Source organism: Streptomyces abyssomicinicus (genome assembly GCF_008974245.1).
Lineage (GTDB): Bacteria > Actinomycetota > Actinomycetes > Streptomycetales > Streptomycetaceae > Streptomyces > Streptomyces abyssomicinicus.
In genome coordinates, this window is the sequence record NZ_BBZI01000006.1 from 1,123,421 (window position 1) to 1,146,668 (window position 23,248).

Sequence of the window (23,248 nt, forward strand, 5' to 3'; positions counted from 1 at the left end):
GGAAGACCGCTTCCTTCAAGGAGTGCTAGTCCATGGAGTCCTACAGCAGGCGTTGGTTCCTCGGCGTCAGTGGCGCCACCATGCTCTCCGCCGGTCTCACCGCCTGTGGTTCCAGCGATTCCGGCAGCGGCAAGAAGGACAGCGAGCTGACGGCGTTCGTCTGGGGAGACGACGCCGCGAGGATCCAGGAAGACGCGATCAAGACCTTCAACGCGTCCTCCGCCGCCAAGAAGACCGGCGGCACGATCAAGCTGCAGCGCATTCCGGGCAGCGACTACCCTGCCAAGCTGCGCACTGCCATGGGCTCGCCGAGCGCGCCGGACCTGTTCTTCAACTGGGGCGGCGGCTCGATCAAGGCTTACGTCGACGAGGACCAGCTCATCGACCTGCACGACATCATCGAGTCCACCCCGGCGCTGAAGAACGGCTTCCTGCCGTCGATCATCCAGTCCGGTGCGCTCGAGGGCCGCCCGTACGGCATTCCGATGCGTGGCATGCAGCCCGTCCTGCTGTTCTTCAACAAGAAGGTCTTCAAGGACGCCGGCCTCGAGCCGCCGACCAGCTGGACCCAGCTGGTCGAGATCAACAAGAAGTTCAGGGCCAGGGGCATCCAGCCGTTCGCGCTCGGCGGCGCGGACAAGTGGACCGAGCTGATGTGGGTGTCGTACCTGGTGGACCGCATCGGCGGCCCCGAGGTCTTCCGCAAGATCCAGTCCGGCGACCCCGCCGCCTGGGGCGACCCGGCGGTGCTCCGCGCGGCCGAGGAGATCAAGGGCCTGGTCGACAACGAGGCGTTCGGCAAGGGCTTCAGCTCCGTCCAGTACAACAACGGCGGTGCCTCCGCCCTGCTGGCCAAGGGCAAGGCCGCCATGCACCTGATGGGCTCGTGGGAGTACTCGACCCAGCTCGGCAAGTTCAAGGCGTTCGCCGAGAAGGACCTCGGCTGGGTCGCCTTCCCGGCGTACGACGGCGGCGCGGGCGACATCAGGAACGTCGTCGGCAACCCGACCAACTACTGGTCGCTCAGCTCCCGCACCCAGAACAAGGAAGCGGCGATCGAGTTCCTCAAGACCTGCGCGTCCGAGGAGTACACCAAGGCGCTGATCGCCAACGGCGACATCCCCACCACCGCCAACGCGGGCGCGCTCCTCGAAGACTCGCCCAACCCGGAGTTCGCGAAGTTCCAGTACGAGCTGGTCCAGAACGCCCCCGCGTTCACCCTCAGCTGGGACCAGGCCGTCAAGCCCGACTGGTCTGCTCCGATGCTCACCGAAATCGACAAGCTCTTCCTGGGCCAGTCCTCGCCCAAGGAGTTCGTCACCGCACTGAAGGGGCTCAAGTGACCGAGCCGGTCACCAAATCCGTCGACGCAGCGCCCAAGGGCGGCGTTCGGGCAACCCAGGTGGGTCGCCCGAACGCGTCCTGGGCGCTGCCCGGCGTCCTGTTCTTCCTGTTCTTCGCTGTCGCTCCGATGGCGCTGGCCGTCTACCTCTCCTTCACCGAGTGGAACGGCCTCGGCGACCCCGAATTCGTGGGCCTGGAGAACTGGCGCAACCTCGTCAGCGATCCTCGCCTCACCCAGTCACTGACCGTCACCGTCGCGCTGACCGTCGTCAGCTGGGTCTTCCAGACCGTCATCGCGCTTCTGCTCGGTGTCTGGGCCTCCGGCAAGCAGCGCAACCGCGCTGTCCTGTCGGCGATCTTCTTCACGCCGTTCCTGCTGTCCTCCACGGCGATCGCACTGCTCTTCTTCGCCCTCCTCGACCCGAACTTCGGCGTCATCAAGGGCGACACGCTCGGCACCACCTCGGGCGCCTTCCTGGCGATCGTCTTCGTCGGCGGCTGGCAGTTCATCCCGTTCCACACCCTGATCTACCAGGGTGGCGCGCGGCAGATCCCCGAGGTCCTGTACCAGGCCGCCGCGATCGACGGGGCGGGCCGTGTACGCCAGTTCTTCTCCATCACGCTGCCCCAGCTGCGGCACACCATGGCGATGTCCAGCGTGCTGATGGTGGTGGGCTCCCTGACCTACTTCGAGACCGTGCTGATCCTCACCCAGGGCGGGCCGGGCACCGACACCGCGATCCTGCCGTACCTCATGTACGAAGCCGGTTTCCGGTCCTACGACTTCGGCTACGCCAGCGCGGTCGCCACCTTCCTGGTGTTCGCCGCGACCGGCCTCTCCCTGCTGATGGTCCGGATCACCGGGTTCGGTTCCATGCGCAGCGCCCGAGAGGGGATGTGACCCACATGTCCCACCGCAGCACCGCCACCGCGCCGCGCCGCTCCCGGTCGAGGCGGAGCAACCCCGTCGCGGGTGTCGCCTCGTTCGTGTGGCTGCTCATCGTGCTCATCCCCCTCTACGCGATGATCACGACCTCGCTCGCCGGACCCGAGGAGGCGGTGGGCCGCAACGCCCTCAAGCCTCCGAACGATCCGACGCTGGACAACTACAGCCTGGTGCTGGAGTCCGGTTTCCCGCACTACCTGCTGAACACCGCGCTGGCCGCTCTCGGCGTCGTTGCCATCGTTGTCGGGCTCACGGTTCCCCTGGCCTTCGTCGCGGTCCGCAACCGCGGCTTCTGGTCCGGCGGCGCGTTCCGGCTGTTCCTCCTCGGCGTCGCCATCCCGGCGCAGGCCGTCGTGGTGCCGCTCTACCTGATGATCACCAAGCTGAACGTCTACGACAGCCTGTGGGCGATCGTCCTGCCGACGGCCGCCTTCGCCATGCCGGTCTCGGTGCTGATCCTGGTCGGCACCCTGCGCGACATCTCCGAGGAGTCGTACGAGGCGATGGCCCTGGACGGTGCCTCGCCGACCCGTATGCTCTTCCAGCTGGTGATTCCGCTGGCCAAGGGCGGCATCAGCACGGTGATCATCTATTCCGCGCTGCAGGCCTGGAACGGATTCCTGTTCCCCCTGATCTTCACCCAGTCCGAAGAACCCCGGGTCCTCACCCTGGGTCTGTACAACTACGTCAGCCAGTTCGGGGTCAACATTCCCGCGCTGCTGGCCTCCGTCGTCCTTTCCGGCGTGCCGATCTTCGTCGTTTACCTGGTGGCCCGTCGGGCCCTGGTGAGCGGGTTGATGGGCGTCGGCGGCAAGTAACACTTCTCTCAGGAGCATCATGACCGCCCCCTGGCGCGATTCCGCACTGCCCGCCGAAGCCCGTGTCGAGGATCTTCTCTCCCGGATGACCCTGGAGGAGAAGGCCGCACAGCTCTACGGAGTGTGGGTCGGCGCCTCGACGGACGCGGAAGCCGGCGTCGCCCCCCACCAGCACGAGATGGCCACCGACTGGAACTGGGACGAGGTGATCACCCACGGCCTGGGCCAGATCACCCGTTCCTACGGCACCGCGCCGATCGCCCCGGACGAGGGCGCCCGCGCGCTCGCCCGGGCCCAGCGGACGATCATGGCCGCCAACCGGTTCGGCATCCCGGCCGTCGCCCACGAGGAGTGCCTGGCCGGGTTCACGGCCTGGGGTGCCACCGCGTACCCGGTGCCGCTCGCCTGGGGCGCCTCCTTCGACCCGCAGCTGGTCGAGGAGCTGGGTCGCCGCATCGGCTCCGACCTGGTCGCGGCCGGCGTCCAGCAGGGCCTCGCGCCCGTGCTGGACGTGGTGCGCGACCTGCGCTGGGGCCGGGTCGAGGAGACCATCGGCGAGGACCCGTACCTGGTCGGCACGGTCGCCTCCGCGTACGTGCGCGGCCTCGAGTCCACCGGTGTGGTGGCCACCCTCAAGCACTTCGCCGGCTACGCCTCCTCGGCGGGCGCCCGCAACCACGCCCCGGTGCGCGCCGGCGAGCGCGAGTTCGCCGACGTGACGCTGCCTCCGTTCGAGCACGGACTGCGGCACGGCGGGGCACGATCGGTGATGGCCGCCTACACGGAGATCGACGGCGTTCCCTCCCACTCCGACGCGACCCTCCTCACCGACCTGCTGCGGGAGCGGTGGGGCTTCACCGGCACCGTGGTCGCCGACTACTTCGGCGTCGGTTTCCTGGAGAGCCTCCAGCGGGTCGCGGACGGCCTCGGCGACGCCGCCCGGGTGGCGCTGGAGGCGGGCGTCGACGTCGAGCTGCCCACCCTGCGCTGCTACGGCAAGCCGCTGGTGGAGGAGGTGCGCGCGGGCCGGGTCTCCGAGGAGCTGGTGGACCGGGCCGCACGCCGGGTGCTGCTGCAGAAGTGCGAACTGGGCCTGCTGGACGAGGGCTGGTCGCCGGAGCCCAAGGGCTCCCTCGACCTGGACTCCGCCGGCAACCGCGCGCTCGCCCGCCGGATCGCCGAGGAGTCGGTGGTGCTGCTGGCGAACGGCGGCGGCGCCCTGCCGCTGGGCCCCTCCGCGGGCCGTCGCATCGCCGTGGTCGGTCCGCGGGCCGACGACGCGATGGCGATGCTGGGCTGCTACTCGTTCCCCTCCCACGTGCTGCCGCACCACCCCGAGGTCGAACTCGGTGTGGAGATCCCCACGGTGCTCGAGGCAGTGCGGGGCGAGTTCCCGGACGCCACGGTGGAGTTCGCCGCCGGATGCGACACCCAGGACCCCGACACCTCCGGGTTCGCGGACGCCGCCTCGCTGGCCTCCTCCTCCGACGTGGTCGTCGCCGTGCTGGGCGACCGGGCCGGGCTCTTCGGCCGCGGCACCTCGGGTGAGGGCTGCGACGCCGCCGACCTCGCCCTGCCGGGCGTGCAGGGCGAACTGCTGGACGCGCTCCTGGAGACCGGCAAGCCGGTCGTCCTGGTGCTGCTCACCGGCCGGCCGTACGCGCTGGGCCGCTGGGCGGACCGGCTCGCCGGTGTCGTCCAGGGCTTCTTCCCGGGCGAGGAGGGCGGATCCGCGGTGGCGGGCGTGCTCTCCGGGCGGGTCTCCCCGTCCGGCCGGCTGCCCATCAGCGTGCCGCGCGACCCGGGCGGCCAGCCCTGGACCTACCTCCAGCCGCCGCTGGGCCTGGCCAACGAGATCACCAACCTCGACCCGACGCCGCTCTACCCCTTCGGCCACGGCCTGTCGTACGCCTCCTTCGCCTGGGAGGTCTTCGAGGCCCCGGCCTCCGGCGCCGAGATCGGCACCGACGGCACCTACGAGGTGTCGGCGACCGTGCGCAACACCGGCGACCTGGCCGGCACCGAGGTGGTGCAGCTGTACCTGCACGACCCCGTCGCCACGGTCACCCGCCCGGACATGCGCCTGATCGGCTACCAGCGGGTGGAGCTGTCCCCCGGCGAGGCGCGCCGGGTGACCTTCCGGTTCCACGCCGACCTCGCGTCGTTCACCGGCCGCGCCGGCACCCGGGTGGTCGAGCCCGGAAGGCTGGAACTGCGCCTCGCCGCCTCCTCGGCGGACGTGCGGCACGTCTTCCCGCTCACCCTGAACGGTGAGACCCGGGTGGTCGGGCACGACCGGGAGCTGCTCTGCCCGACGGAGGTCAGCAAGGCCGAATGACGGCCTGGGACCGCCCTCGCCTACTCCTCCTCACCGGCGCAGTAGGCGAAGGCGATCCCGCTGAGTTCCTCGGCCGTCGGGTTGTCGAAGACGACCCGCCAGCTGTCGGAGCCCAGTCGCTGGGAGACCCCCTGGACCAGGCCGGGCTCGACGGTGGACCAGCCGCCGGAGACAGCGGTCATGCCGTCCGGGCAGACGGCGACACTGGTGGCGCTCCCGCCGGCCGGGACCGTCACGATGTCGCCGACCGCCTCGGTGAGCCCGTCCCTCGTCTCACAGGTACCGCCCCGCGTGATGTCGCGCGGGGCGGTACCCGTCTGTGCGCCGGGCCCCGCGGCCGTCCCCGCCGCCGCGGCGGACAGCGGGCGCACACTCTCCCTGCCCTGGGCGGCGTCCACCCGGTCGCCGCCCTGCAGCGGCTCGGGCCGCGGCCGCGACTGGTCCCGGCACCTGTCCCACTCGCCGTCGCAGCCGTGCACCGCGCGGTCGCCCAGGCCCCACATCGAGAACCACGAGGCCAGTCCCTCGCCCCTGCGGCCCGGGTCCCACGGACGGTCCCGGCCGTCCTCGTCCCGCCGGTCGCGGCCGTCCTCGTCCCGCCGGTCGCGGCCGTCCTCGTCCCGCCGGTCCCGGTCGTCCTCGTCCCGCCGGTCGCGGCCGTCCTCGTCCCACCGGTCCCGATCGTCCTCGCACCTCTCCGCCGGGAGCGGAGCGGCCGCACCCGGCGCCGCACCCCGCGCCGGCTCCGCGGCCACCGCGCCCGCCGCCGCGCCCCAGGTCAGCGCCACGGCCAGTGAGGCGGACACACCGCCGGTGATCCACACGGCGCGGTGGTTCCGCTGCCTTCTGCGCCCAGAGGTCATCTGCTCTCCCGCGTCTCGTTCCGGTCGTTCTGCGAGAGAGCTGTGACCCCGGGCGGCCCGCGTCACTCGTGGCGGATGGGCCAGGCGGGGTAATCAATCATCTGATCGGCCTGGACGGGTCCCCCGAACGGCCGCGCCGGGCACCCCTCGGCCACCGGGCCGGGTCCCGCGGCCCACGAACCGCTGCCCACTGCCCGCGAACCGCTGCCCGCTGCCCGCTGCCCGCTGCCCGCGACCACCTGCCCGCGGCCCACGGCCACACCGCCGGACGGGCTCTACGCGGCCGTACGGTACGGGCAGGAGGCGTCCGCGCCGGCGCGCGCCCGCCGCCCCGGTATCGCGCGCGACCGCCGGGTCTCCGCCCCGCACTCCCCGCACCGCGGGGCCGGCGGCGCGACCTCGGCCGCCCGCGACGCCTCCCGCAACGCGGCGGTGGCCTCCGCCAGCACGTCACGCAGCAGCACCGGTTCGCGATCGCGACTCGTGCTCCGCTCGTCCCACATCGCCGACCCCCTTACGGGCGGCCCGGTATTCCGTCCGGGCCTTCGACAGCACCTGCCGAGATCTTCGCACCCGCCACTGACAACGGCCGGAACACAGGACGAACGTTCAGCCCTGACGGCCCCGGAGGACTGCGTGGACGAACTCGTTCGGCGGCAGGTACTCGTGCGCCTCGACGTAGTGCGCGATCAACTCGGGGGCCGCGTAGGCGACGTCGTCACCCACCACCCTGATCTCGGCGCTGCTGCGCGGACATTCGGGGCCCGCGCGCAGCAGGCGCATCGAACACCAGGGGCAGAGGTGGAAGCCGCGCGTCTGCTGGGCCCGGTTGCTGCGGGTCATCTCCCGCAGCGTCTCGGCGAGTTCGGGCGGCGGTGTGCCCTTGCGGTACCCGCGGGCGGCGCTCAGCCAGCCGACGTTGAGCAGCGGCAGCCCGTGCCAGGGCGGCGGCGTCCCGGTGCCGGGCCCGCCGGGCGGGAGGTAGGTGTAGGGGGTGAGGTCCGCGTAGTAGGTCACCCGGCCGTCACTCCGCCCCGAGCGACTCGAAGCGCCACCGGTGCACCGGCCGCGAGGTCAGTCCGCCCGGCGGGTCGGGCAGTTCGGGCAGCGGCTCGTGCGGCTCGGCGTCCCACCAGGTGACGACCAGGACCCGGTCCCGCGGCGCCCGGAAGCTCTCCCGGCGTGCGGGGTCGCGGGGCAGTGGCTGGGAGCGGGCCCAGGTGAGGAGTTCCGCGCCCCGGCCCTCGGGCGCCCGGGCCTCCCACATCAGTGCGACGGTCACGAGTACAGGTTCTCCTTCGAGAGCTCGTGCACATGGTCGTGGGAGTGCGCGTGCGTGTGCCCGTGCCCGTGCGCGGCGGCGCCCTCGGGGGCGGGCACGTGCGGCTCGGTCACCGGGAGGGAGGAGTCGGCCGACAGGTCCCAGGCCGAGGCGGCCCGTCCCCGCGCCACCATCTCGGCGCCCAGCGCGGCGACCATCGCGCCGTTGTCGGTGCACAGCTTGGGCCGCGGCACCCGCAGCCGGATGCCCGCCGCCTCGCACCGCTCCTGGGCCAGCGCCCGCAGCCGGGAGTTGGCGGCCACACCGCCGCCGATCATCAGGTGGTCGACACCCTCGTCCTTGCAGGCGCGCACCGCCTTGCGGGTGAGCACGTCCACCACGGCCTCCTGGAAGGACGCGGCGACGTCCCGCACCGGCACCTCCTCGCCCGCGGCCCGCTTCGCCTCGATCCAGCGGGCGACCGCCGTCTTGAGGCCGGAGAAGGAGAAGTCGTAGGCGGGGTCACGCGGGCCGGTCAGGCCGCGCGGGAAGGAGATGGCGGTCGGGTCGCCCTCCTTGGCGTACCGGTCGATCACCGGGCCGCCGGGGAAGCCGAGGTTCAGCACCCGGGCGATCTTGTCGAAGGCCTCGCCGGCCGCGTCGTCGATGGTGGCGCCCATCGGCCGTACGTCGGAGGTGATGTCGCTCGACAGCAGCAGCGAGGAGTGGCCGCCGGAGACCAGCAGCGCCATGGTCGGCTCGGGCAGCGGCCCGTGCTCGAGCTGGTCGACGCAGATGTGCGAGGCCAGGTGGTTGACGCCGTAGAGCGGCTTGCCCAGCGCGTAGGCGAACGCCTTGGCGGCGGAGACGCCGACCAGCAGCGCGCCCGCGAGACCGGGGCCGGCGGTGACCGCGACGCCGTCGAGGTCCTTGGCGCTGACGCCCGCCTCCTTCAGCGCCCGTTGAATGGTGGGGACCATCGCCTCCAGGTGGGCCCGGGAGGCCACCTCCGGCACGACGCCGCCGAAGCGGGCGTGCTCGTCGACGCTGGAGGCGACGGCGTCGGCCAGCAGGGTGGTGCCCCGGACGACGCCGACGCCGGTCTCGTCGCAGGAGGTCTCGATGCCGAGGACGAGGGGTTCGTCCCGCAGGTCAGCCATGGTTCCGGGTTCCTTGTGCAGCGGAGGCGGGGGATGCGGCGGAGGAGGGGGCGGATGCGGGGTCGGTGAGGCGCATCACGAGGGCGTCGACGTTGCCCGGCTGGTAGTAGCCGCGGCGGAAGCCGATGGGCTCGAAGCCGAATCTCTCGTAGAGCCGCTGGGCGCGGAGGTTGTCGACGCGGACCTCGAGCATCACCTCGTGGCACTCGAAGTCGGTCGCCGCGCGCAGCAGTTCACCGAGCAGCCGGCTGCCGAGGCCGGTGCCCTGGTGGCCGGGGGCGACGGCGATGGTCTGCACGTCGCCCTGGTCGCCGGCGGCGGCGAGACCCGCGTAACCGGCCAGCCGGCCCTCCGGGGTCTCGGCGACCACGTACCGACGGGTGGCGCCCGGGCCGCGGGCGTGGGCCAGTTCGGACCAGAACATGCCCCGGGACCAGGCGTCCTCGGGGAACAGCTCCTTCTCCAGCCTCAGCACCGGGTCGATGTCCCACCAGCGCATCTCGCGGAGCTCGACGGTGGGGACGGGGGCGCCCACGGCGGTGTTGCCCGTGGCGCTCACCGGGGGGTGACCACCTTGTAGTTCTTGGGGACCTGCGCGTCCGGCCGCCGCAGGTAGAGCGGGCGCGGCGCCGCGAGATCCTCACCGCGGGCCAGCCGCTCGGCGGCGAGCGAGGCCAGCGCGGCGGCCGAGACGTGCTCCGGTCCGTGCACGTCGGGGAAGGCGTCCGGGTAGAGCAGCGCGCCCGCGCCGACCGCGGGCACTCCGGCGACCTGCTCCGCGATGTCGGCCGGGCGGTCGACGGCGGGGTCGGTGAGGCGGGTGCGGGAGTCGGCGTAGCGGGCCCAGTAGACCTCCTTGCGCCGGGCGTCGGTCGCCACGACGAAGGGGCCGTCGAGGTCGGCGGCGAAGGCCAGACCGTCCAGCGTGCACACACCGTGGACCGGGACGCCGAGCGCCATGCCGAAGGTGTCGGCGGTCATCAGGCCGACGCGCAGTCCGGTGTACGGACCGGGGCCGACGCCGACGACGATGCCGGTGACGGCGTCGAGCCCGGTGCCCGCGGCGGCGAGGACGCGGTCGACGGCCGGCAGCAGCAGCTCTCCGTGGCGGCGCGCGTCCACCTGGCCCGACGAGGCGACGACGTCCGTCCCGTCGTGCAGGGCGACGGTGACGGCGGGGGTTGCGGTATCCAGAGCGAGCAAGAGCACGCGAACAGCCTACGGCTCCAGGGCCCGTGGCACGGCCTCGCAGGGCTCCCGGGCGCCTCACTGCTAACGTCACGCTCATATCCGACTCCGAAGAGTGACGGCGATGGGCGCGGTGACGAACGCGCCGACGAGCGAGGGAGACCGGCGGTGGCGGTCCGCAGCGGGGTGTTGGTGGCGATGCTGACGGGGGCGGCGCTGACCACGGTGGTGGTGCTGGGGCTCCAGGCGAACGCGAACGTGCCGCCGGCCCTGCGTTCACCGGGCCCGCCCGCGGCCGCCGAGGCCACCGAGGCGGTCGCGGCGCCCGAACGGCCGGGCCCGCGCGGCCTGCCCGCCCGCTCGGGCTCCGGGGAACGGGTCGTCTACTCGCTGGAGCAGGACCGGGTGTGGCTGGTGGACGCGCGCGGCGGCGTCCGCCGGGTGTTCCGGGTGGTCCCCGGCGCGGTGGACCCGGCGCCGGGCCGGTACACGGTGACCTCGCGCTCCCGGCACGGCGTCGGCGCGGACGGCGCTCCCATCGAGCACGTGGTGCGCTTCGCGGAGGTGGAGGGCGTGGTGATCGGCTTCAGCGCGCCGCGTGCCGGCACGGCGGTGGCGGGCAGCCCGGCCCCGGGCACCGGCGGCATCCGCGAGGCCGGGCCGGACGGCCTGGCGGTGTGGGACTTCGCGGTCCTGGGCGCGCGGGTGGTCGTGGTCCGGTGACCGGGCCGCCCGTCGCGGGGTCCGCCGTGCGTGCGCACGTGCGCACCGGGTTTCCGACACCGCGTCGGGAAGATATTGCGCGGCGCCCGGACGGCGTGGTTAGGTCTACCTAACCACGCCCGCCCTTCGGGATTCCAGGAGGCGTCATGCTCTTTCCGGTAGCCGGCCCCGACCCCGCGGAGCAGCACCCGGCCGCCGCGCCGGCGGACGCGGTGGCGCGTGGAGCGGCCGCGGTGTCGATGCGGGACCTGCTCGCCTCCTGCGCGGCGGCCCGGGCGGTCTCCGTCCCCCCGTGCCCGGAGCGCACCGCGGCCGACGGCCGGACGGCCCGCGAGGCGGCGTAGCCCCGGCGCGGCCCAGCTCCGCTCCGGTCCAGATCCGGCCTGGTCCAGATCCGGCCTGATCCAGCACCGCTCTGTTCAGCACCGCTCTGTTCAGCACCGTTCTGGTTCAGCACCCCTCCGGCGGCACCGCTCCTGAGCGGAACCGATCCGGCGCGGCACCGCCCCGATCCAGCGCCGCCCCGGCCCGGCGCGCTCCGGTCCAGCACCGCTCCGGTCCGGCTGCGCTCCGGCCGGTCGTTCGCGGCCTGCTCAGCGCTTGAGGGCGTCGAGGTCGGCCCGGACCCACCGGTCGCCCAGACCGGTGACGGTCAGCCGCCGCACGTCGTCGTCGGTGTCCCCGGTGGCCCGGGCGATCAGGATCTGCAGCCGGTCCTCGGTGAGTTCCTCGACCTTGCCCTCGCCCCACTCGACGACGACGACCGAGTCCGGCAGCGAGACGTCCAGGTCGAGGTCCTCCATCTCGTCCAGCCCGCCGCCCAGCCGGTAGGCGTCGACGTGGACCAGCGGCGGTCCGTCGCCGAGGGAGGGGTGGACCCGGGCGATCACGAAGGTCGGTGAGGTGACCGCGCCGCGGACGTTCAGCCCCTCGCCGAGGCCTCGGGTCAGCGTGGTCTTGCCGGCACCGAGTTCACCGGTGAGCATCAGCAGGTCGCCGGCGCGCAGGAGCCCGGCCAGACGGCGGCCGAGGTCCAGCATCTCCTGGGCGGAGTGGACGGTCAGCTCCAGCGTCCGCCTGCCGCCGGCCGGGTCACCGGGGCCGCCGGGGTTCGGTTCACTGCGGTCCTGGGCACTGGGGTCCTGGGCGCTGGGGTTCCGGGCGCTGCGATTCTGGGCGCTGAGGTTCTGGTCGCTGGGGTTGTGCGGTGCCGCGGGTGCTTCCATGGGACGACACGGTAGCCGCCCCGGGCAGTGCTCCCGCGCGGGTGAGGAGTTCGGCGAGCCGGGCGTTCACCACCTCGGGGTGCTCCAGCATCACCAGGTGCCCGGCGTCCGGCACCCGCACCAGCTCCGCCTCCGGCAGTTCCCGCGCCATCGTCTCGCTGTGGCCGACCGGGGTGACCAGATCGTCCTCACCGGAGACGATCAGGACCGGCAGTCCGCGGAAACGGGCCAGTGCCGCCGTCTTGTCGTGCTCGTCGAAGGCCGGGTAGAAGTCGGCGACCACGTCGATCGGCGTGGACTCGATCATCCGCTCGGCGAACCGGGTGACCACCGGGTCGACCTCGGCGGAGGCGAACGAGTAGCGGGTGATGATCCCGGCGAACAGGTCCGCGGTGGCCCGCCGCCCCTTCTCCACCAGCTCCGCGCGCTGCCCCAGCGCCCGCAGCACACCCGGCAGGAAACGCCGCACCGCGTTCACCCCGGCGACCGGCAGCCCGAAGTGGACCTCGCCGAGCCCGCCGGAGGAGGTGCCCACCAGGGCGACCCCGGCGACCCGCTCACGGACCAGTTCGGGGAACCGGTCGGCCAGCGCCATCACCGTCATACCGCCCATGGAGTGCCCGACCAGCACCAGCGGCCCAACCGGTGCGGCGGCGTCGACGACGGCCTTGAGGTCGCCGCCCAGCTGGTCGATGGTGACCGGCGCCGACCGCCCGTCGGGGGCGGGGCCGCGCCCGGACCGGCCGTGGCCGCGCTGGTCCCAGTACACGGCGCGAACGCCGGCCGCGCGGAGGGCGGCGCGCTGGAAGTGCCAGGCGTCCTGGTTCAGGCAGTAGCCGTGGCTGAGGACCACGGTCACCGGCGGGTCCGGCTCGGGCGGCCTGCGACGGCCGCCGAACAGCCGGCGGCGGCGCGGAGCCGGGTCGGCGTCGGACGCGGGGGCGGGCTCCTCGTCCACCTCGTAGTGGAGGGCGGTGCCGTCCTCGGCGTACGCGACGCCGGGAGTGCCGCGCAGGGTGCCGTAGGGACCGGTGACCTCCAGGGCGAGGCGGGCCCTGCGGCGGATGCCGCGGCCCATGGTGAGGCGTTCGACGGCGACCCCGGCGGCGGCGCCCGCGGCGACCACGCCGATCGCGGCGCCCGCCAGACCGGTGGTGCGGCGCCAGGTCCGGGGGGCGGGGACGGCGACCCCCGTGGCGGCGACCACCAGCTCCGGAACGGTCACCACCGGGCTCTCCTCGCTCACCTGGCGCTCCCTCTTCTCCCGTCTCCCGGGATCGTCCGGCGGACCGCCTGCCGCCGTGCGCGCGTCAGGCCCTCTGCCGTTCGATTACCCGGTGGGGTCCTCGTTCACGTACACCCGGGGCACCCGGGATCCGATCCGGGTGACGATCTCGTAGGCGATGGTCCCGCACGCCTGCGCCCAGTCCTCGGCGGTCGGCTCCCCGAGGTCGCCGGCGCCGAACAGCACGGCCTCGCTGCCCGTCTCCGGCCGGTCGCCGCCGAGGTCCACCACGAACTGGTCCATGGCGACCCGCCCGGCGACCGTGCGCAGCTTGCCGCCGACGAGCAACGGGCCCACGCCGGAGGCGTGCCGGGGGATGCCGTCGGCGTATCCGGCGGGGACGAGGCCGAGGGTGGTCTCGCCCGGGGTGACGTAGTGGTGTCCGTAGCTGACGCCGTGGCCGCCGGGCACCTGCTTGACCAGCACCAGGTCGGCCGAGAGCCGCATCACGGGGCGCAGTCCCAGGTCGGCCGCGGAGCCCAGCTCGGGGCTGGGCGACACGCCGTAGGTGGCGATGCCGGCGCGGACCAGGTCGAAGTGGGTGTCGGGGCGGGTGAGGAGGGCGGGCGAGTTGGCGATGTGCCGCACCTCGGGCCTCACGCCCCGCGCCTCGGCGTACCCGACCATCTCGCGGAACCGGGCGAGCTGGGCGTCGGTGGCCGGGTGCCCGGGCTCGTCGGCGCAGGCGAAGTGCGACCAGATGCCGACGACCCGCACCAGGCCCTCCTCCTCGGCGGCGAGGGCGGCGGCGACCAGCTCCGGCCAGTCGGCGGGCTGGCAGCCGTTGCGGCCGAGGCCGGTGTCCGCCTTCAGGTGCACCCGGGCCGGGCGGGCCTCGGCGCGGGCCGCGTCGGCCGCCTCGCGCAGCGCCCACGGGTCGCTGACCGACACGTCCACGTCCGCGGCGATCGCCTCGCGCCAGGGGCCGCCGGGTGCCCACAGCCAGCTGAGCATCCGCCCCGGCAGGCCGGCCTCGCGGAGCGCCAGCGCCTCCTCGGGGGTGGCCGTGCCCAGCCAGTCGGCGCCTGCCTCCTTGGCCGCGCGGGCGCACGGGACGGCGCCGTGGCCGTAGGCGTCGGCCTTCACGACGGCCATCAGGGCGGCGCCGGAGACCCGTGCGCGCAGCGACCTCACGTTGCCGCGCAGGGCGTCCAGGTCGATCTCGGCGCGGACGCGTGCGGTGCCGGGAGGGGGCGGAACACTCTCACTCATGGTCCCCCCAGTCTGACAGAGCCCCGCCCCACCACCGGGCGGCCCCGCGAACGAGCCCCGGCCGCGGCCCCCTCGGGGGCTGCGCGACGCACCGGGCCGGGCCGGCCTTCCGGGGACACGGTGCGCCGGGGTGGGGCCCGCCCGCTCGTGGACGCCATGCGCCGGATCGGGCCCGCCCATCAGGGACACGGTGCGCCGGATCGGGCCCGCCCATCAGGGACACGGTGCGCCGGATCGGACCGGTACCTGCGGGGACGCCATGCGCTGGACCGGCCCGCCCTCCCAGGGCCGCGACGCGCCGGCCCGAGCCGGTTCCGACGGGGCGCGGTGCGTCGGGCCAAGCCGGGTCCGGCGGGGCGCGGTGCCCCGACCCGAGCCAGGTCCGGCAAGGCGCGGTCCCCCGACCCGAGCCGGGTCGGGTCGGCCCGAGCCGGGTCGGGTCGGCCCGAGCCGGGTCGAGCCAGGTCGGGTCGGCCCGAGCCGGGTCGGGTCAGGCGGGAGCGGTGATGTCCCGCCAGACACCGGGGATCGCCGCCGCGACGTCCTGCGCGGCGAGCGGCGCCCCCGCCGCCGCGCCCCGGGCCGCGAGGCCGTGGACGTAGGCGCCCACACTTCCCGCGTCCCGCGCGGAGAGCCCCGCCGCCAGCAGTGACCCGGCCAGCCCGGACAGCACGTCCCCCGAGCCGGCCGTCGCCAGCCACGGCGTCCCCGTGGGATTGACCCGCACGGGGGCGTCCCCCCGCGGCGACGCCACCAACGTCGTCGACCCCTTCAGCAGCACCGTCGCCCGGTACCGCTCCGCCAGCTCCCGCGCCGCGTCGAGCCGCGCGGACTCCACCTCGACCCGGTCGACCCCGAGCAGCGCCGCCGCCTCGCCCGCGTGCGGGGTGAGCAGCGTCGGCGCCGTCCGCGACCGCACCGCGTCGCGGTCGGCGAGCCGCAGCCCGTCGGCGTCGATCAGCACCGGCACCTGCGCTTCGTCGGCGACGGCCAGTACCTCCGCCACCGTCGCGGCGTCGTCCCCCGCGCCGGGCCCGACCACCCACGCCTGCACGCGTCCCGCCCGCCGCGGTCCCCCGTCGGACACCAGTGTCTCGGGGTACCGCGCCAGCACCGCCCGGCCGGCCGGGCCCGCGTACCGCACCGCCCCGGCACCGCCCCGCAGTGCCCCGGCGACGGCGAGCACCGCCGCCCCCGGGTACCGCGCCGACCCGGCGGCGATCCCGACCACGCCGCGCCGGTACTTGTCGCTCTCCGCGCCCGGCCGGGGCAGCAGCCGGGCGACGTCGGCGTGCTGCAACGCCTCCAGCTCGGGCCGCTCGGGAAGCCAGGGGTCCAGCCCGATGTCCACCAGCCGTACCGCGCCCGCGTGCTCGCGCGCCGGGTCGATCAGCAGCGCCGGCTTGTGCGTGCCGAAGGTGACGGTGAGGTCGGCGCGCACCGCGGGGCCGCGTACCTCCCCGGTGTCCGCCTCCACCCCGCTCGGCAGGTCGACGGCGACCACCGCCGCCCCGGACGCGGCAGCCAGCCCGGCCAGCGGCGCGGCGTTCTCCCTCAGTCCGCCCCGACCGCCGATGCCGACGATCCCGTCCACCACCAGATCGGCCGCCATGACCAGCCGCGCCACCTCGTCCGGTCCGGCATCCGCACCCGCACCCGCCGCGTCACCCGGCACAGCGCCCGAGCCACGCGGGCCACCGCCGCCGCCGGAGCCGCCCGAGCCGCCCGGCGGCGCCCCGCCTCCCGCCGGGACGGCGACGGCCCGTCCCCCGGCACGCCGCAACGCGGCCAGCCCGCCGTCGTGCACCCGCTCCGGCGAGAGGAGCACGGCCGTCACCCCGGCCCCGCGCCGCGCCAGCCGCGCCCCGGCGTACAGCGCGTCCCCACCGTTGTCGCCGCTGCCGACCAGCAGGACCACCCGGCTGCCGTAGACCCGGCCCGCCGTCCGGCCCAGGACCTGGGCACAGGCGGCGGCCAGCCCGGCGGCCGCCCGCTGCATCAAAGCGCCCTCGGGAAGCCTCGCCATCAGCTCCCGCTCGGCCGCACGTACCGTCTCCACGCTGTAGGCACTTCGCATACAGCCGAGTCTTCCCCAGGAATCAGCCCTCCGCGATCACCACCGCCGAGGCCACACCCGCGTCATGACTGAGCGACACGTGCCAGGAACTGACGCCCAGTTCGGCCGCGCGGGCGGCGACCGTGCCGAAGACCCGCAGCCGGGGCTGCCCGCTCTCCTCCAGGTACACCTCGGCGTCCCGCCACTGCAGCCCGGGCGGCGCGCCCAGCGCCTTCGCCAGCGCCTCCTTGGCCGCGAACCGGGCGGCCAGTGAGGCGATGCCGCGGCGCTCGCCGCTGGGCAGTATCAGTTCGCTGTCGTTGAAGAGGCGTTGTGCCATGTGCGGGGTACGGGCGAGAGCGGCCTGGAACCGGTCGATCTCGGCCACGTCGATTCCGACGCCGATGATGCTCATGGCCCTCAGCCTACGGACGAACGCCGCACCCGTCGGGCCCTGTGGACAACGGGGCCGGGCCCGCACCCACCCTGTGGATAACTTTCCGGGACGACCCCGCCCCCCTGTTAGCCTGCGACGTCACCGAATCGAAGGGGACACGGCGCACAGCCGGTCCGCCCGACACATCCGCGCGGCGTCCAGGGGGGCCGATGAGCAGCATCCACCAGAGCACCGGTACGGTCACCGGTTCACCACGTCTGGATCCGTACGAACTCCTGCCGGAGATGGCCGAACTGCGCACCGCGGTGGCCGGCCGCCGCTGGCCGGCCGTGCAGGCCTTCTTCGACGCCCGTACGCCCGCGGACCAGACCTACGCGGCCGTCCTGGTCAGCGAGACGGCGGGCGTGGAGTCCTTCCTCGCCGAGGCCGCGGCCGCGCACCCGGCCGCCCCGCTGCCCCGCACGCTCCTCGCCTACCGGCAGGTGGTGATCGGCTGGGACATCCGCAGCGCTGACCGCGCCCGGAACGTCTCGCGCGACCAGTTCCGGAAGTTCCACGACTGGCTGCGCAAGGCCGAGCAGCTCCTCATCGACGTCTGCGCCGAGCAGCCGGCGTTCCCTCTGGCCTGGTACGTCCGCCTGATCACGGCGCGTGGCCTGGAGCTCGGGCAGTCGGAGGCCCGCCGCCGCCACGACCGGCTCGCCGCCGTCTCCCCGCACCACCACGCCGCGCAGTCCCAGCTCCTCCAGCAGCTCTGCCCCAAGTGGGGCGGCACCTGGGAACTGGCGCACGGCTTCGCCCGGGAATGCGCGTCCGCCGCGCCCGACGGCTCCGACTGCGCCGTGCTGGTGGCCGACGCGCACATCGAGCACTGGCTCGACCTGCCGTCCTCGGAGGACGAGGCCTACATGCGGGGCGTGCCGGTCCGCGACGATCTGCGCTTCGCCGCCGAGGTGTCGGTGTGGCACCCGGCCTACCGGCCGGACGCGAACTGGATATCGGCGCACAACACGTTCGCGATGGCCTTCTCGCTCGGCGGCCATCTCCAGGACGCCGCGCGTCACTTCGCCGTACTCGGCGACCGGGCCTGCAGGTCTCCCTGGAACTACCTGGGCGACCCGAAGGCGATGTTCGCCAAGCACCGCAGAGCCGCGCTGACAGCGCGCTGAGGGGGACCACCACCATGACCGTCGACACCACCGCCCAGGTCGCCGCCCTGCGGGAGCTGGCCGGATACGCCACCACGCAGGGGATACCGACCCTGTTCGCCCCGCAGGCGGGCAACGAGATCACCGCCGGCCTGTTCTTCCGGGTGGGCTGCGCGGACGAGACCCTGGCCACCGCCGGCATCACGCACCTGGTGGAGCACCTGGCCCTGCACCGCATCGGCCTGAGCGACGCACACCACAACGGCGCCACCGCCAACGCCTTCACCCTCTTCCACGTCACCGGCACCGAGACCGAGGTGGTGGCGCACCTCAACTCCGTCTGCGCCTCCCTCCGCGACCTGCCTCTGGAGCGGCTGGAGACGGAGAAGGAGATCCTGCGCACGGAGGCCGCGGGCCGCAGCCGCGGCGTCAACCAGCAACTGCCGCTGTGGCGGTACGGCGCGCAGGGCTACGGCCTCTCCAGCTACTCCGAGCTGGGCACCTGGCGGTTGACGCCGGACGAGGTCCGGTGGTGGGCGCAGACCCGTTTCACCCGCGACAACGCGGTGCTCTGGATCACCGGCGACCACGTTCCCGACGGGCTGGACCTGACGCTGCCCGCCGGCCGCCGGATACCCGCCCCGGCACCCAGCAGCGCCCTGCCGCAGACCCCCGCGTACATCGGGGGCGACGACGGCCAGGTGGTCCTCGACGCCGTGGTGCGCCGTTCCACCGCCGCGTCGGTCTTCTCCGACGTGCTGGGGCGGGCGCTCTTCCGGGAACTGCGCCAGGAGGGTGGCTACTCGTACGCGGTGGACGCCGACTACAGCCCCCGGGACGCCGAGTGGGCGACCGTGACCGCCTTCGCGGACGCGCTGCCGCAGAAGCAGGACGCGGTGACCGGCGCGTTCGTCGACGTGCTGGCGCGGCTGCGGGCCGGACGGATCGAACCGGCGGAGCTCGAGTCGGCGAAGGCCAAGGCGCTCAAGTCGCTGGACGGGCCCGACGTGGCGGCGCGCGCGCTGCCGTCGTGGGCGCTGAACCTGCTGATGGGGCACGAGATCCTGACCCCCGACCAGCACCGGGAGCAGATAGCCGCCGTGACCGTCGAGGACGTGCGCGACGTCGCCCGGGAGGCCTGGTCCACCGCCCTGGTCCAGGTGCCGGGGCAGGACCTCGCCTGGGCCGGGTGCGCGTCGGCGCCCCAGTTCTCCGAGGCGGCGGTCGCCGGGACGCGGCACCCGTCCCTGGAGGACGACCGGGTCACCCTGGTCATCGGCGCCGAGGGCGTCTCGCTGACGATGCCGGGCGGGCCGGTGACCGTCCGGTACGACCGGTGCGTGGCGATGGCGGCCCGGCCCGACGGGGCGCGTGTGCTCACCGGGCCGGACGGCTTCCGGGTGGAGGTGGAGCCGACGCTCTTCAAGGGCGTCACCCCGGAGCGGATCGCGGCGATCGACGCCGCGGTGCCGCCGGGGGCGGTCGTGCCCCTTCCGCCGCGGGAGGACGTTCCCCGGCCCCGCCCGCGCTCGACCACGCGTACCCGGAGGGCCTCGCACGGCTCCGGGATCGCGGCCGCCACCGCCGGGCCGTCCACGCCGGGGCGGGCGTTCCTGCGGTGGCTGATCTGGACGGCGACGGCACTGTTCGGCCTGCTGGCCGTGGTCCTCACGGTGGACGAGCTGGTGGCGCCGGTGCCGGACACCGACGTCATCCTGGGCGTCTGGATACTCGAGCTGCCCCTCGCCCTGGCGGCCTGGTCGCAGTGGCGCACCCGGCCCGCGAACTGACCGGAACCCGCAGGAACCGACCGGCACCCGCGCGGACGGGCCCCGACACCCGTCGCGCGGAACCCGGGCCGTCGGCCGGGCCCGGGGCCCACGACCCACGGCCCAAGGCCCAGTGCCCACGGCCCGGGGCCCCGGTCCTCCAGGCTCCGGGAGCCCGGCCGACGGGAGGCGCGTCCGCGGGGGCCGTCACTCCACCGTGACGGACTTCGCCAGGTTCCTCGGCTGGTCCACCTCGTTCCCGCGTGCCGTCGCCAGCTCGCAGGCGAACACCTGGAGCGGGACCGTCGCCACCAGCGGCTGGAGCAGCGGCGGCGTGGCGGGGATCCGCACCAGGTGGTCGGCGTAGGGCACCACCGCCTCGTCCCCCTCCTCCGCGATGACGATGGTCCGCGCGCCCCGCGCCCGGATCTCCTGGATGTTGGAGACGATCTTGTCGTGCAGCACCGCCCGGTCGCGCGGCGAGGGCACGACCACCACCACCGGCACGCCCTCCTCGATCAGCGCGATCGGCCCGTGTTTCAGCTCGCCCGCCGCGAACCCCTCGGCGTGCATGTAGGCGAGCTCCTTCAGCTTGAGCGCGCCCTCCAGTGCCACCGGGTGGCCCACGTGCCGGCCGAGGAACAGCACGGTGTTCCGGGAGGACAGGGAACGCGCCAGCTCCCGCACCGGCTCCATCGTCTCCAGCACCCGCTCCACCGCGTCGCCGATCCCCGACAGCTCCCGCACCTGCTCGCGGATCTCCTCCCCCGAGCGGGTGCCGCGTACCTGCCCCAGGTACAGGGCGACCAGGTAGCAGGCGACCAGCTGGGTCAGGAACGCCTTGGTGGAGGCGACGGCGACCTCCGGCCCGGCGTGGGTGTACAGCACCGCGTCCGACTCGCGGGGGATGGTCGCTCCGTTGGTGTTGCAGATGGCCACCACCTTGGATCCCTGCTCCCGCGCGTGACGCAGCGCCATCAGGGTGTCCATGGTCTCCCCCGACTGGGAGATGGCGATCACCAGCGCGCGTGGTCCCAGGATGGGGTCGCGGTAGCGGAACTCGCTGGCCAGGTCCACCTCGCAGGGGACGCGTGTCCAGTGCTCGACGGCGTACTTGGCGATCAGTCCGGCGTGGTGGGCGGTCCCGCAGGCCACGATCACCACCTTGTCGACCTCGCGCAGTTCCTCCGGCGGGATCCGCAGCTCGTCCAGCGAGAGGTGGCCCGAGCCGTCGATCCGGCCCAGCAGCGTGTCCGCGACCGCCTTGGGCTGCTCGGCGATCTCCTTGAGCATGAAGTAGTCGTAGCCGCCCTTCTCGGCGGCGGAGGCGTCCCAGTCGATGTGGAACTCCCGCACCTCGGCGGGCAGCCCGTCGAAGCCGGTCACCGTCACCGCGACCGCCCCGCCCGTCCCGTCCGCCCCGCCCGTCCCGCCCGTGGCGTCCGGCCCGCCGGCCCCGTCGCGGCGCAGCTCGACGACCTGGTCCTGGCCCAGCTCGATGGCGTCCCGGGTGTACTCGATGAACGCGGACACGTCCGAGGCGAGGAACCCTTCGCCCTGGCCCACCCCGACCACCAGCGGCGAGTTCCGCCGGGCGCCGACCACCACCCCGGGCTCCTCCGCCGCGACCGCCACCAGGGTGAACGCGCCCTCCAGCCGCCGGCACACCAGCCGCATCGCCTCGGCGAGCCCGCCGCACGCCGAGTACTCCTCGGCCAGCAGGTGGGAGACGACCTCGGTGTCGGTCTCCGAGGTGAGGCGGTGGCCTCGTTCCTCCAGCTCGGCGCGGAGCCGCGCGAAGTTCTCGATGATGCCGTTGTGCACGACGGCGACCCGGCCTGCATCGTCCAGATGCGGGTGGGCGTTCACGTCGTTGGGCGCACCGTGGGTGGCCCAGCGGGTGTGCCCCAAACCGGTTGTGGCGGCCGGGAGGGGGCGCTCGCCGAGCTCCTTCTCCAGGTTGACCAGCTTGCCCGCCTTCTTGGCCGTCGCCAGCACGCCGTCGGCGAGGACCGCCACGCCCGCCGAGTCGTAGCCCCGGTACTCCAGCCTCCGCAGTCCCGCCGTCACGACCTCCAACGCCGCCTGACGGCCCACATATCCCACAATTCCGCACATGTACCCCACCCTAGGTGCGGCCCCACGACCGCGCGGCCGGTCGTGGTCCGTTCGGGCCTCCCCGGCACGCCGCTCCACGGGGCTCCCCGGCACCCCGGTCCACGAGCCTCCCCCGGCACCCCGCGCCCCGCACCCGGCAGCAGGACGCCGTCGCGCCGGACCAGGACCCCGCGGCCGTCAGGCCCGGTACGCACCCGGTACGCACCCGAAGCGCGCCAGGAACACGCCCGGAGCACACCCGAGGCCCGCCCGACGCCCGCCCGAGCCGCGTCTGACCCGCGCCCGACCCGGGCCGCCCCGCCCCGCTCCCGCCTGGCCCGGCCGCCGCCACCGCCGTCCTAGTGACGCACCCCACCCCGCGGCCCGGACGGACGCCCGTAACAATGGACTGTGATCTCTCCGGCCTCCCCGATGCCCTCAGGCGGCGCCCACCGGTCCCGGCCGGAAGCGACCCCGTACGTGGACCTGACCCGCCAGGAGTGGAGCGCGCTGCGTGACAAGACGCCGCTCCCCCTCTCCGCGGAGGAGGTCGAGCGCCTGCGCGGCCTCGGCGACGTCATCGACCTGGACGAGGTGCGGGACATCTACCTGCCGCTCTCCCGGCTGCTCAACCTCTACGTGCGTTCCACGGACAACCTGCGGTCCGCCCTGAACACCTTCCTCGGCGAGAAGGGCTCCCAGTCGGGGACACCGTTCGTCATAGGGGTGGCCGGCTCGGTCGCGGTCGGCAAGTCGACGGTCTCCCGGCTGCTGCAGGCGCTGCTCTCCCGGTGGCCGGAGCACCCGCGCGTCGAACTCGTCACCACCGACGGCTTCCTGCTGCCCACCCGCGAGCTCCAGGCGCGCGGGCTGATGGAGCGCAAGGGCTTCCCCGAGTCCTACGACCGCCGGGCGCTGACCCGGTTCGTCGCCGACATCAAGGCCGGCAAGGACGAGGTCACCGCGCCGGTCTACTCCCACCTGATCTACGACATCGTCCCCGGTGAGAAGCTGACGGTCCGCCGGCCCGACATCCTGATCGTCGAGGGCCTCAACGTCCTGCAGCCCGCCCTCCCCGGCAAGGACGGCCGCACCCGGGTGGCACTGGCCGACTACTTCGACTTCAGCGTCTACGTCGACGCCAAGCCGGAGGACGTCGAGAAGTGGTACCTGCACCGCTTCCGCCGACTGCGCGACACGGCGTTCCAGAACCCCGAGTCGTACTTCCGCCGGTGGACCCAGGTCTCCGAGGAGGAGGCCCTGGAGTACGCCCGGCGCACCTGGCGGACCATCAACGGGCCCAATCTGGCGGAGAACGTGGCCCCCACCCGTGGCCGGGCCACGCTGGTCCTGCGCAAGGGCCCGGACCACAAGGTCCAGCGACTGCGGCTGCGCAAACTCTGAGCGCCGCCCGCTA

Annotated in this window: 21 protein-coding genes; 9 read left to right on the plus strand and 12 right to left on the minus strand. The window is 74.0% G+C overall.

Translation table 11 applies throughout. The annotated features are described in order from the left end of the window. The first annotated feature begins 32 nt into the window (after nt 1-32). The 4 genes from GBN72_RS12340 to GBN72_RS12355 are packed head-to-tail and all read left to right on the plus strand — an operon-like array spanning nt 33 to nt 5,446. The gene (locus tag GBN72_RS12340) at nt 33-1,343 is read left to right on the plus strand and encodes an ABC transporter substrate-binding protein (protein ID WP_151771737.1); all 1,311 of its coding nucleotides are present in this window, start codon (nt 33-35) and stop codon (nt 1,341-1,343) included. Beyond that, nucleotides 1,340-2,245 carry a carbohydrate ABC transporter permease gene (locus GBN72_RS12345; RefSeq protein ID WP_151771738.1) on the plus strand — a complete coding sequence of 302 codons (906 nt, stop codon included), beginning with the start codon at nt 1,340-1,342 and terminating at the stop codon, nt 2,243-2,245. Before GBN72_RS12340 ends, GBN72_RS12345 begins: the two co-directional genes overlap by 4 nt. Nucleotides 2,246-2,250: 5 nt before the next feature. Continuing rightward, complete coding sequence (locus GBN72_RS12350; RefSeq protein WP_151771739.1) at nt 2,251-3,108, plus strand: carbohydrate ABC transporter permease; 858 nt, start codon at nt 2,251-2,253, stop codon at nt 3,106-3,108. A gap of 16 nt (nt 3,109-3,124) precedes the next feature. After that, complete coding sequence (locus GBN72_RS12355; RefSeq protein WP_151771740.1) at nt 3,125-5,446, plus strand: beta-xylosidase/alpha-l-arabinosidase; 2,322 nt, start codon at nt 3,125-3,127, stop codon at nt 5,444-5,446. Nucleotides 5,447-5,466: 20 nt separating this feature from the next. Here the strand turns inward: GBN72_RS12355 and GBN72_RS12360 are convergent, their stop codons facing one another. From GBN72_RS12360 to tsaB, 6 genes are all read right to left on the minus strand, one after another. Continuing rightward, complete coding sequence (locus tag GBN72_RS12360; protein ID WP_151771741.1) at nt 5,467-6,309, minus strand: hypothetical protein; 843 nt, start codon at nt 6,307-6,309, stop codon at nt 5,467-5,469. Between the two features lie 609 nt (nt 6,310-6,918). After that, nucleotides 6,919-7,326: a DUF7919 family protein gene (locus tag GBN72_RS12365; RefSeq protein ID WP_151771742.1), complete on the minus strand. Its 408-nt coding sequence runs from the start codon at nt 7,324-7,326 to the stop codon at nt 6,919-6,921. A 7-nt stretch (nt 7,327-7,333) separates the two neighbouring features. Continuing rightward, entirely contained in the window at nt 7,334-7,591 is a 258-nt protein-coding gene (locus GBN72_RS12370) for a hypothetical protein (protein WP_151771743.1), read from the minus strand. Continuing rightward, nucleotides 7,588-8,730, minus strand: coding sequence for a tRNA (adenosine(37)-N6)-threonylcarbamoyltransferase complex transferase subunit TsaD (gene tsaD, locus GBN72_RS12375; RefSeq protein WP_151771744.1), 1,143 nt, complete (start codon nt 8,728-8,730; stop codon nt 7,588-7,590). Before tsaD ends, GBN72_RS12370 begins: the two co-directional genes overlap by 4 nt. Beyond that, the gene (gene rimI, locus GBN72_RS12380) at nt 8,723-9,229 is read right to left on the minus strand and encodes a ribosomal protein S18-alanine N-acetyltransferase (RefSeq protein WP_151772016.1); all 507 of its coding nucleotides are present in this window, start codon (nt 9,227-9,229) and stop codon (nt 8,723-8,725) included. The genes tsaD and rimI overlap by 8 nt, the downstream gene beginning before the upstream one ends. A gap of 56 nt (nt 9,230-9,285) precedes the next feature. Continuing rightward, the gene (tsaB, locus tag GBN72_RS12385; RefSeq protein WP_151771745.1) at nt 9,286-9,939 is read right to left on the minus strand and encodes a tRNA (adenosine(37)-N6)-threonylcarbamoyltransferase complex dimerization subunit type 1 TsaB; all 654 of its coding nucleotides are present in this window, start codon (nt 9,937-9,939) and stop codon (nt 9,286-9,288) included. Nucleotides 9,940-10,086: 147 nt separating this feature from the next. Here tsaB and GBN72_RS12390 point away from each other — a divergent pair, with 147 nt between their 5' ends. Together GBN72_RS12390 and GBN72_RS12395 are read left to right on the plus strand one after the other, a co-directional pair. Then, nucleotides 10,087-10,641 (plus strand): hypothetical protein, encoded by a 555-nt coding sequence (locus tag GBN72_RS12390; RefSeq protein WP_246212437.1) that lies wholly within the window; start codon nt 10,087-10,089, stop codon nt 10,639-10,641. A gap of 146 nt (nt 10,642-10,787) precedes the next feature. Further along, on the plus strand, nt 10,788-10,985 hold the full coding sequence (locus tag GBN72_RS12395; RefSeq protein WP_151771746.1) for a hypothetical protein: 198 nt from the start codon (nt 10,788-10,790) through the stop codon (nt 10,983-10,985). A 249-nt stretch (nt 10,986-11,234) separates the two neighbouring features. Here GBN72_RS12395 and tsaE read toward each other — a convergent pair whose 3' ends face one another. The 5 genes from tsaE to GBN72_RS12420 form a co-directional block, all read right to left on the minus strand. Beyond that, the gene (gene tsaE, locus GBN72_RS12400) at nt 11,235-11,867 is read right to left on the minus strand and encodes a tRNA (adenosine(37)-N6)-threonylcarbamoyltransferase complex ATPase subunit type 1 TsaE (RefSeq protein ID WP_281371655.1); all 633 of its coding nucleotides are present in this window, start codon (nt 11,865-11,867) and stop codon (nt 11,235-11,237) included. Then, the gene (locus tag GBN72_RS12405) at nt 11,758-13,113 is read right to left on the minus strand and encodes an alpha/beta fold hydrolase (protein ID WP_439959754.1); all 1,356 of its coding nucleotides are present in this window, start codon (nt 13,111-13,113) and stop codon (nt 11,758-11,760) included. The genes tsaE and GBN72_RS12405 overlap by 110 nt, the downstream gene beginning before the upstream one ends. 84 nt (nt 13,114-13,197) lie before the next feature. After that, entirely contained in the window at nt 13,198-14,364 is a 1,167-nt protein-coding gene (alr, locus tag GBN72_RS12410) for an alanine racemase (RefSeq protein ID WP_151771747.1), read from the minus strand. Nucleotides 14,365-14,854: 490 nt separating this feature from the next. Next, nucleotides 14,855-16,441: an NAD(P)H-hydrate dehydratase gene (locus tag GBN72_RS12415; protein WP_151771748.1), complete on the minus strand. Its 1,587-nt coding sequence runs from the start codon at nt 16,439-16,441 to the stop codon at nt 14,855-14,857. 22 nt (nt 16,442-16,463) lie between these two features. After that, entirely contained in the window at nt 16,464-16,835 is a 372-nt protein-coding gene (locus GBN72_RS12420; protein ID WP_151771749.1) for a holo-ACP synthase, read from the minus strand. Between the two features lie 191 nt (nt 16,836-17,026). Here GBN72_RS12420 and GBN72_RS12425 point away from each other — a divergent pair, with 191 nt between their 5' ends. Together GBN72_RS12425 and GBN72_RS12430 are read left to right on the plus strand one after the other, a co-directional pair. Then, the gene (locus tag GBN72_RS12425; protein WP_151771750.1) at nt 17,027-17,986 is read left to right on the plus strand and encodes a hypothetical protein; all 960 of its coding nucleotides are present in this window, start codon (nt 17,027-17,029) and stop codon (nt 17,984-17,986) included. A 14-nt stretch (nt 17,987-18,000) separates the two neighbouring features. Further along, on the plus strand, nt 18,001-19,755 hold the full coding sequence (locus GBN72_RS12430) for an insulinase family protein (RefSeq protein WP_151771751.1): 1,755 nt from the start codon (nt 18,001-18,003) through the stop codon (nt 19,753-19,755). A gap of 186 nt (nt 19,756-19,941) precedes the next feature. Here GBN72_RS12430 and glmS read toward each other — a convergent pair whose 3' ends face one another. Continuing rightward, nucleotides 19,942-21,852 carry a glutamine--fructose-6-phosphate transaminase (isomerizing) gene (gene glmS / locus GBN72_RS12435; protein WP_151771752.1) on the minus strand — a complete coding sequence of 637 codons (1,911 nt, stop codon included), beginning with the start codon at nt 21,850-21,852 and terminating at the stop codon, nt 19,942-19,944. 390 nt (nt 21,853-22,242) lie between these two features. Between glmS and coaA the strand changes: the two genes are divergently transcribed. Continuing rightward, nucleotides 22,243-23,235, plus strand: coding sequence for a type I pantothenate kinase (gene coaA, locus GBN72_RS12440; RefSeq protein WP_151771753.1), 993 nt, complete (start codon nt 22,243-22,245; stop codon nt 23,233-23,235). Nucleotides 23,236-23,248: the final 13 nt, after the last annotated feature.

What these genes read in the sequence shown, in the direction of transcription:
- GBN72_RS12425 (WP_151771750.1), top strand. Translation starts at nt 17,027, where the DNA reads ATGAGCAGCATCCACCAGAGCACCGGTACGGTCACCGGTTCACCACGT.
- GBN72_RS12360 (WP_151771741.1), bottom strand. Translation starts at nt 6,309, where the DNA reads ATGACCTCTGGGCGCAGAAGGCAGCGGAACCACCGCGCCGTGTGGATC.
- GBN72_RS12350 (WP_151771739.1), top strand. Translation starts at nt 2,251, where the DNA reads ATGTCCCACCGCAGCACCGCCACCGCGCCGCGCCGCTCCCGGTCGAGG.
- GBN72_RS12420 (WP_151771749.1), bottom strand. Translation starts at nt 16,835, where the DNA reads ATGAGCATCATCGGCGTCGGAATCGACGTGGCCGAGATCGACCGGTTC.
- tsaE (WP_281371655.1), bottom strand. Translation starts at nt 11,867, where the DNA reads ATGGAAGCACCCGCGGCACCGCACAACCCCAGCGACCAGAACCTCAGC.
- tsaD (WP_151771744.1), bottom strand. Translation starts at nt 8,730, where the DNA reads ATGGCTGACCTGCGGGACGAACCCCTCGTCCTCGGCATCGAGACCTCC.
- GBN72_RS12395 (WP_151771746.1), top strand. Translation starts at nt 10,788, where the DNA reads ATGCTCTTTCCGGTAGCCGGCCCCGACCCCGCGGAGCAGCACCCGGCC.
- GBN72_RS12415 (WP_151771748.1), bottom strand. Translation starts at nt 16,441, where the DNA reads ATGCGAAGTGCCTACAGCGTGGAGACGGTACGTGCGGCCGAGCGGGAG.
- glmS (WP_151771752.1), bottom strand. Translation starts at nt 21,852, where the DNA reads ATGTGCGGAATTGTGGGATATGTGGGCCGTCAGGCGGCGTTGGAGGTC.
- GBN72_RS12430 (WP_151771751.1), top strand. Translation starts at nt 18,001, where the DNA reads ATGACCGTCGACACCACCGCCCAGGTCGCCGCCCTGCGGGAGCTGGCC.
- GBN72_RS12340 (WP_151771737.1), top strand. Translation starts at nt 33, where the DNA reads ATGGAGTCCTACAGCAGGCGTTGGTTCCTCGGCGTCAGTGGCGCCACC.
- alr (WP_151771747.1), bottom strand. Translation starts at nt 14,364, where the DNA reads ATGAGTGAGAGTGTTCCGCCCCCTCCCGGCACCGCACGCGTCCGCGCC.
- rimI (WP_151772016.1), bottom strand. Translation starts at nt 9,229, where the DNA reads ATGCGCTGGTGGGACATCGACCCGGTGCTGAGGCTGGAGAAGGAGCTG.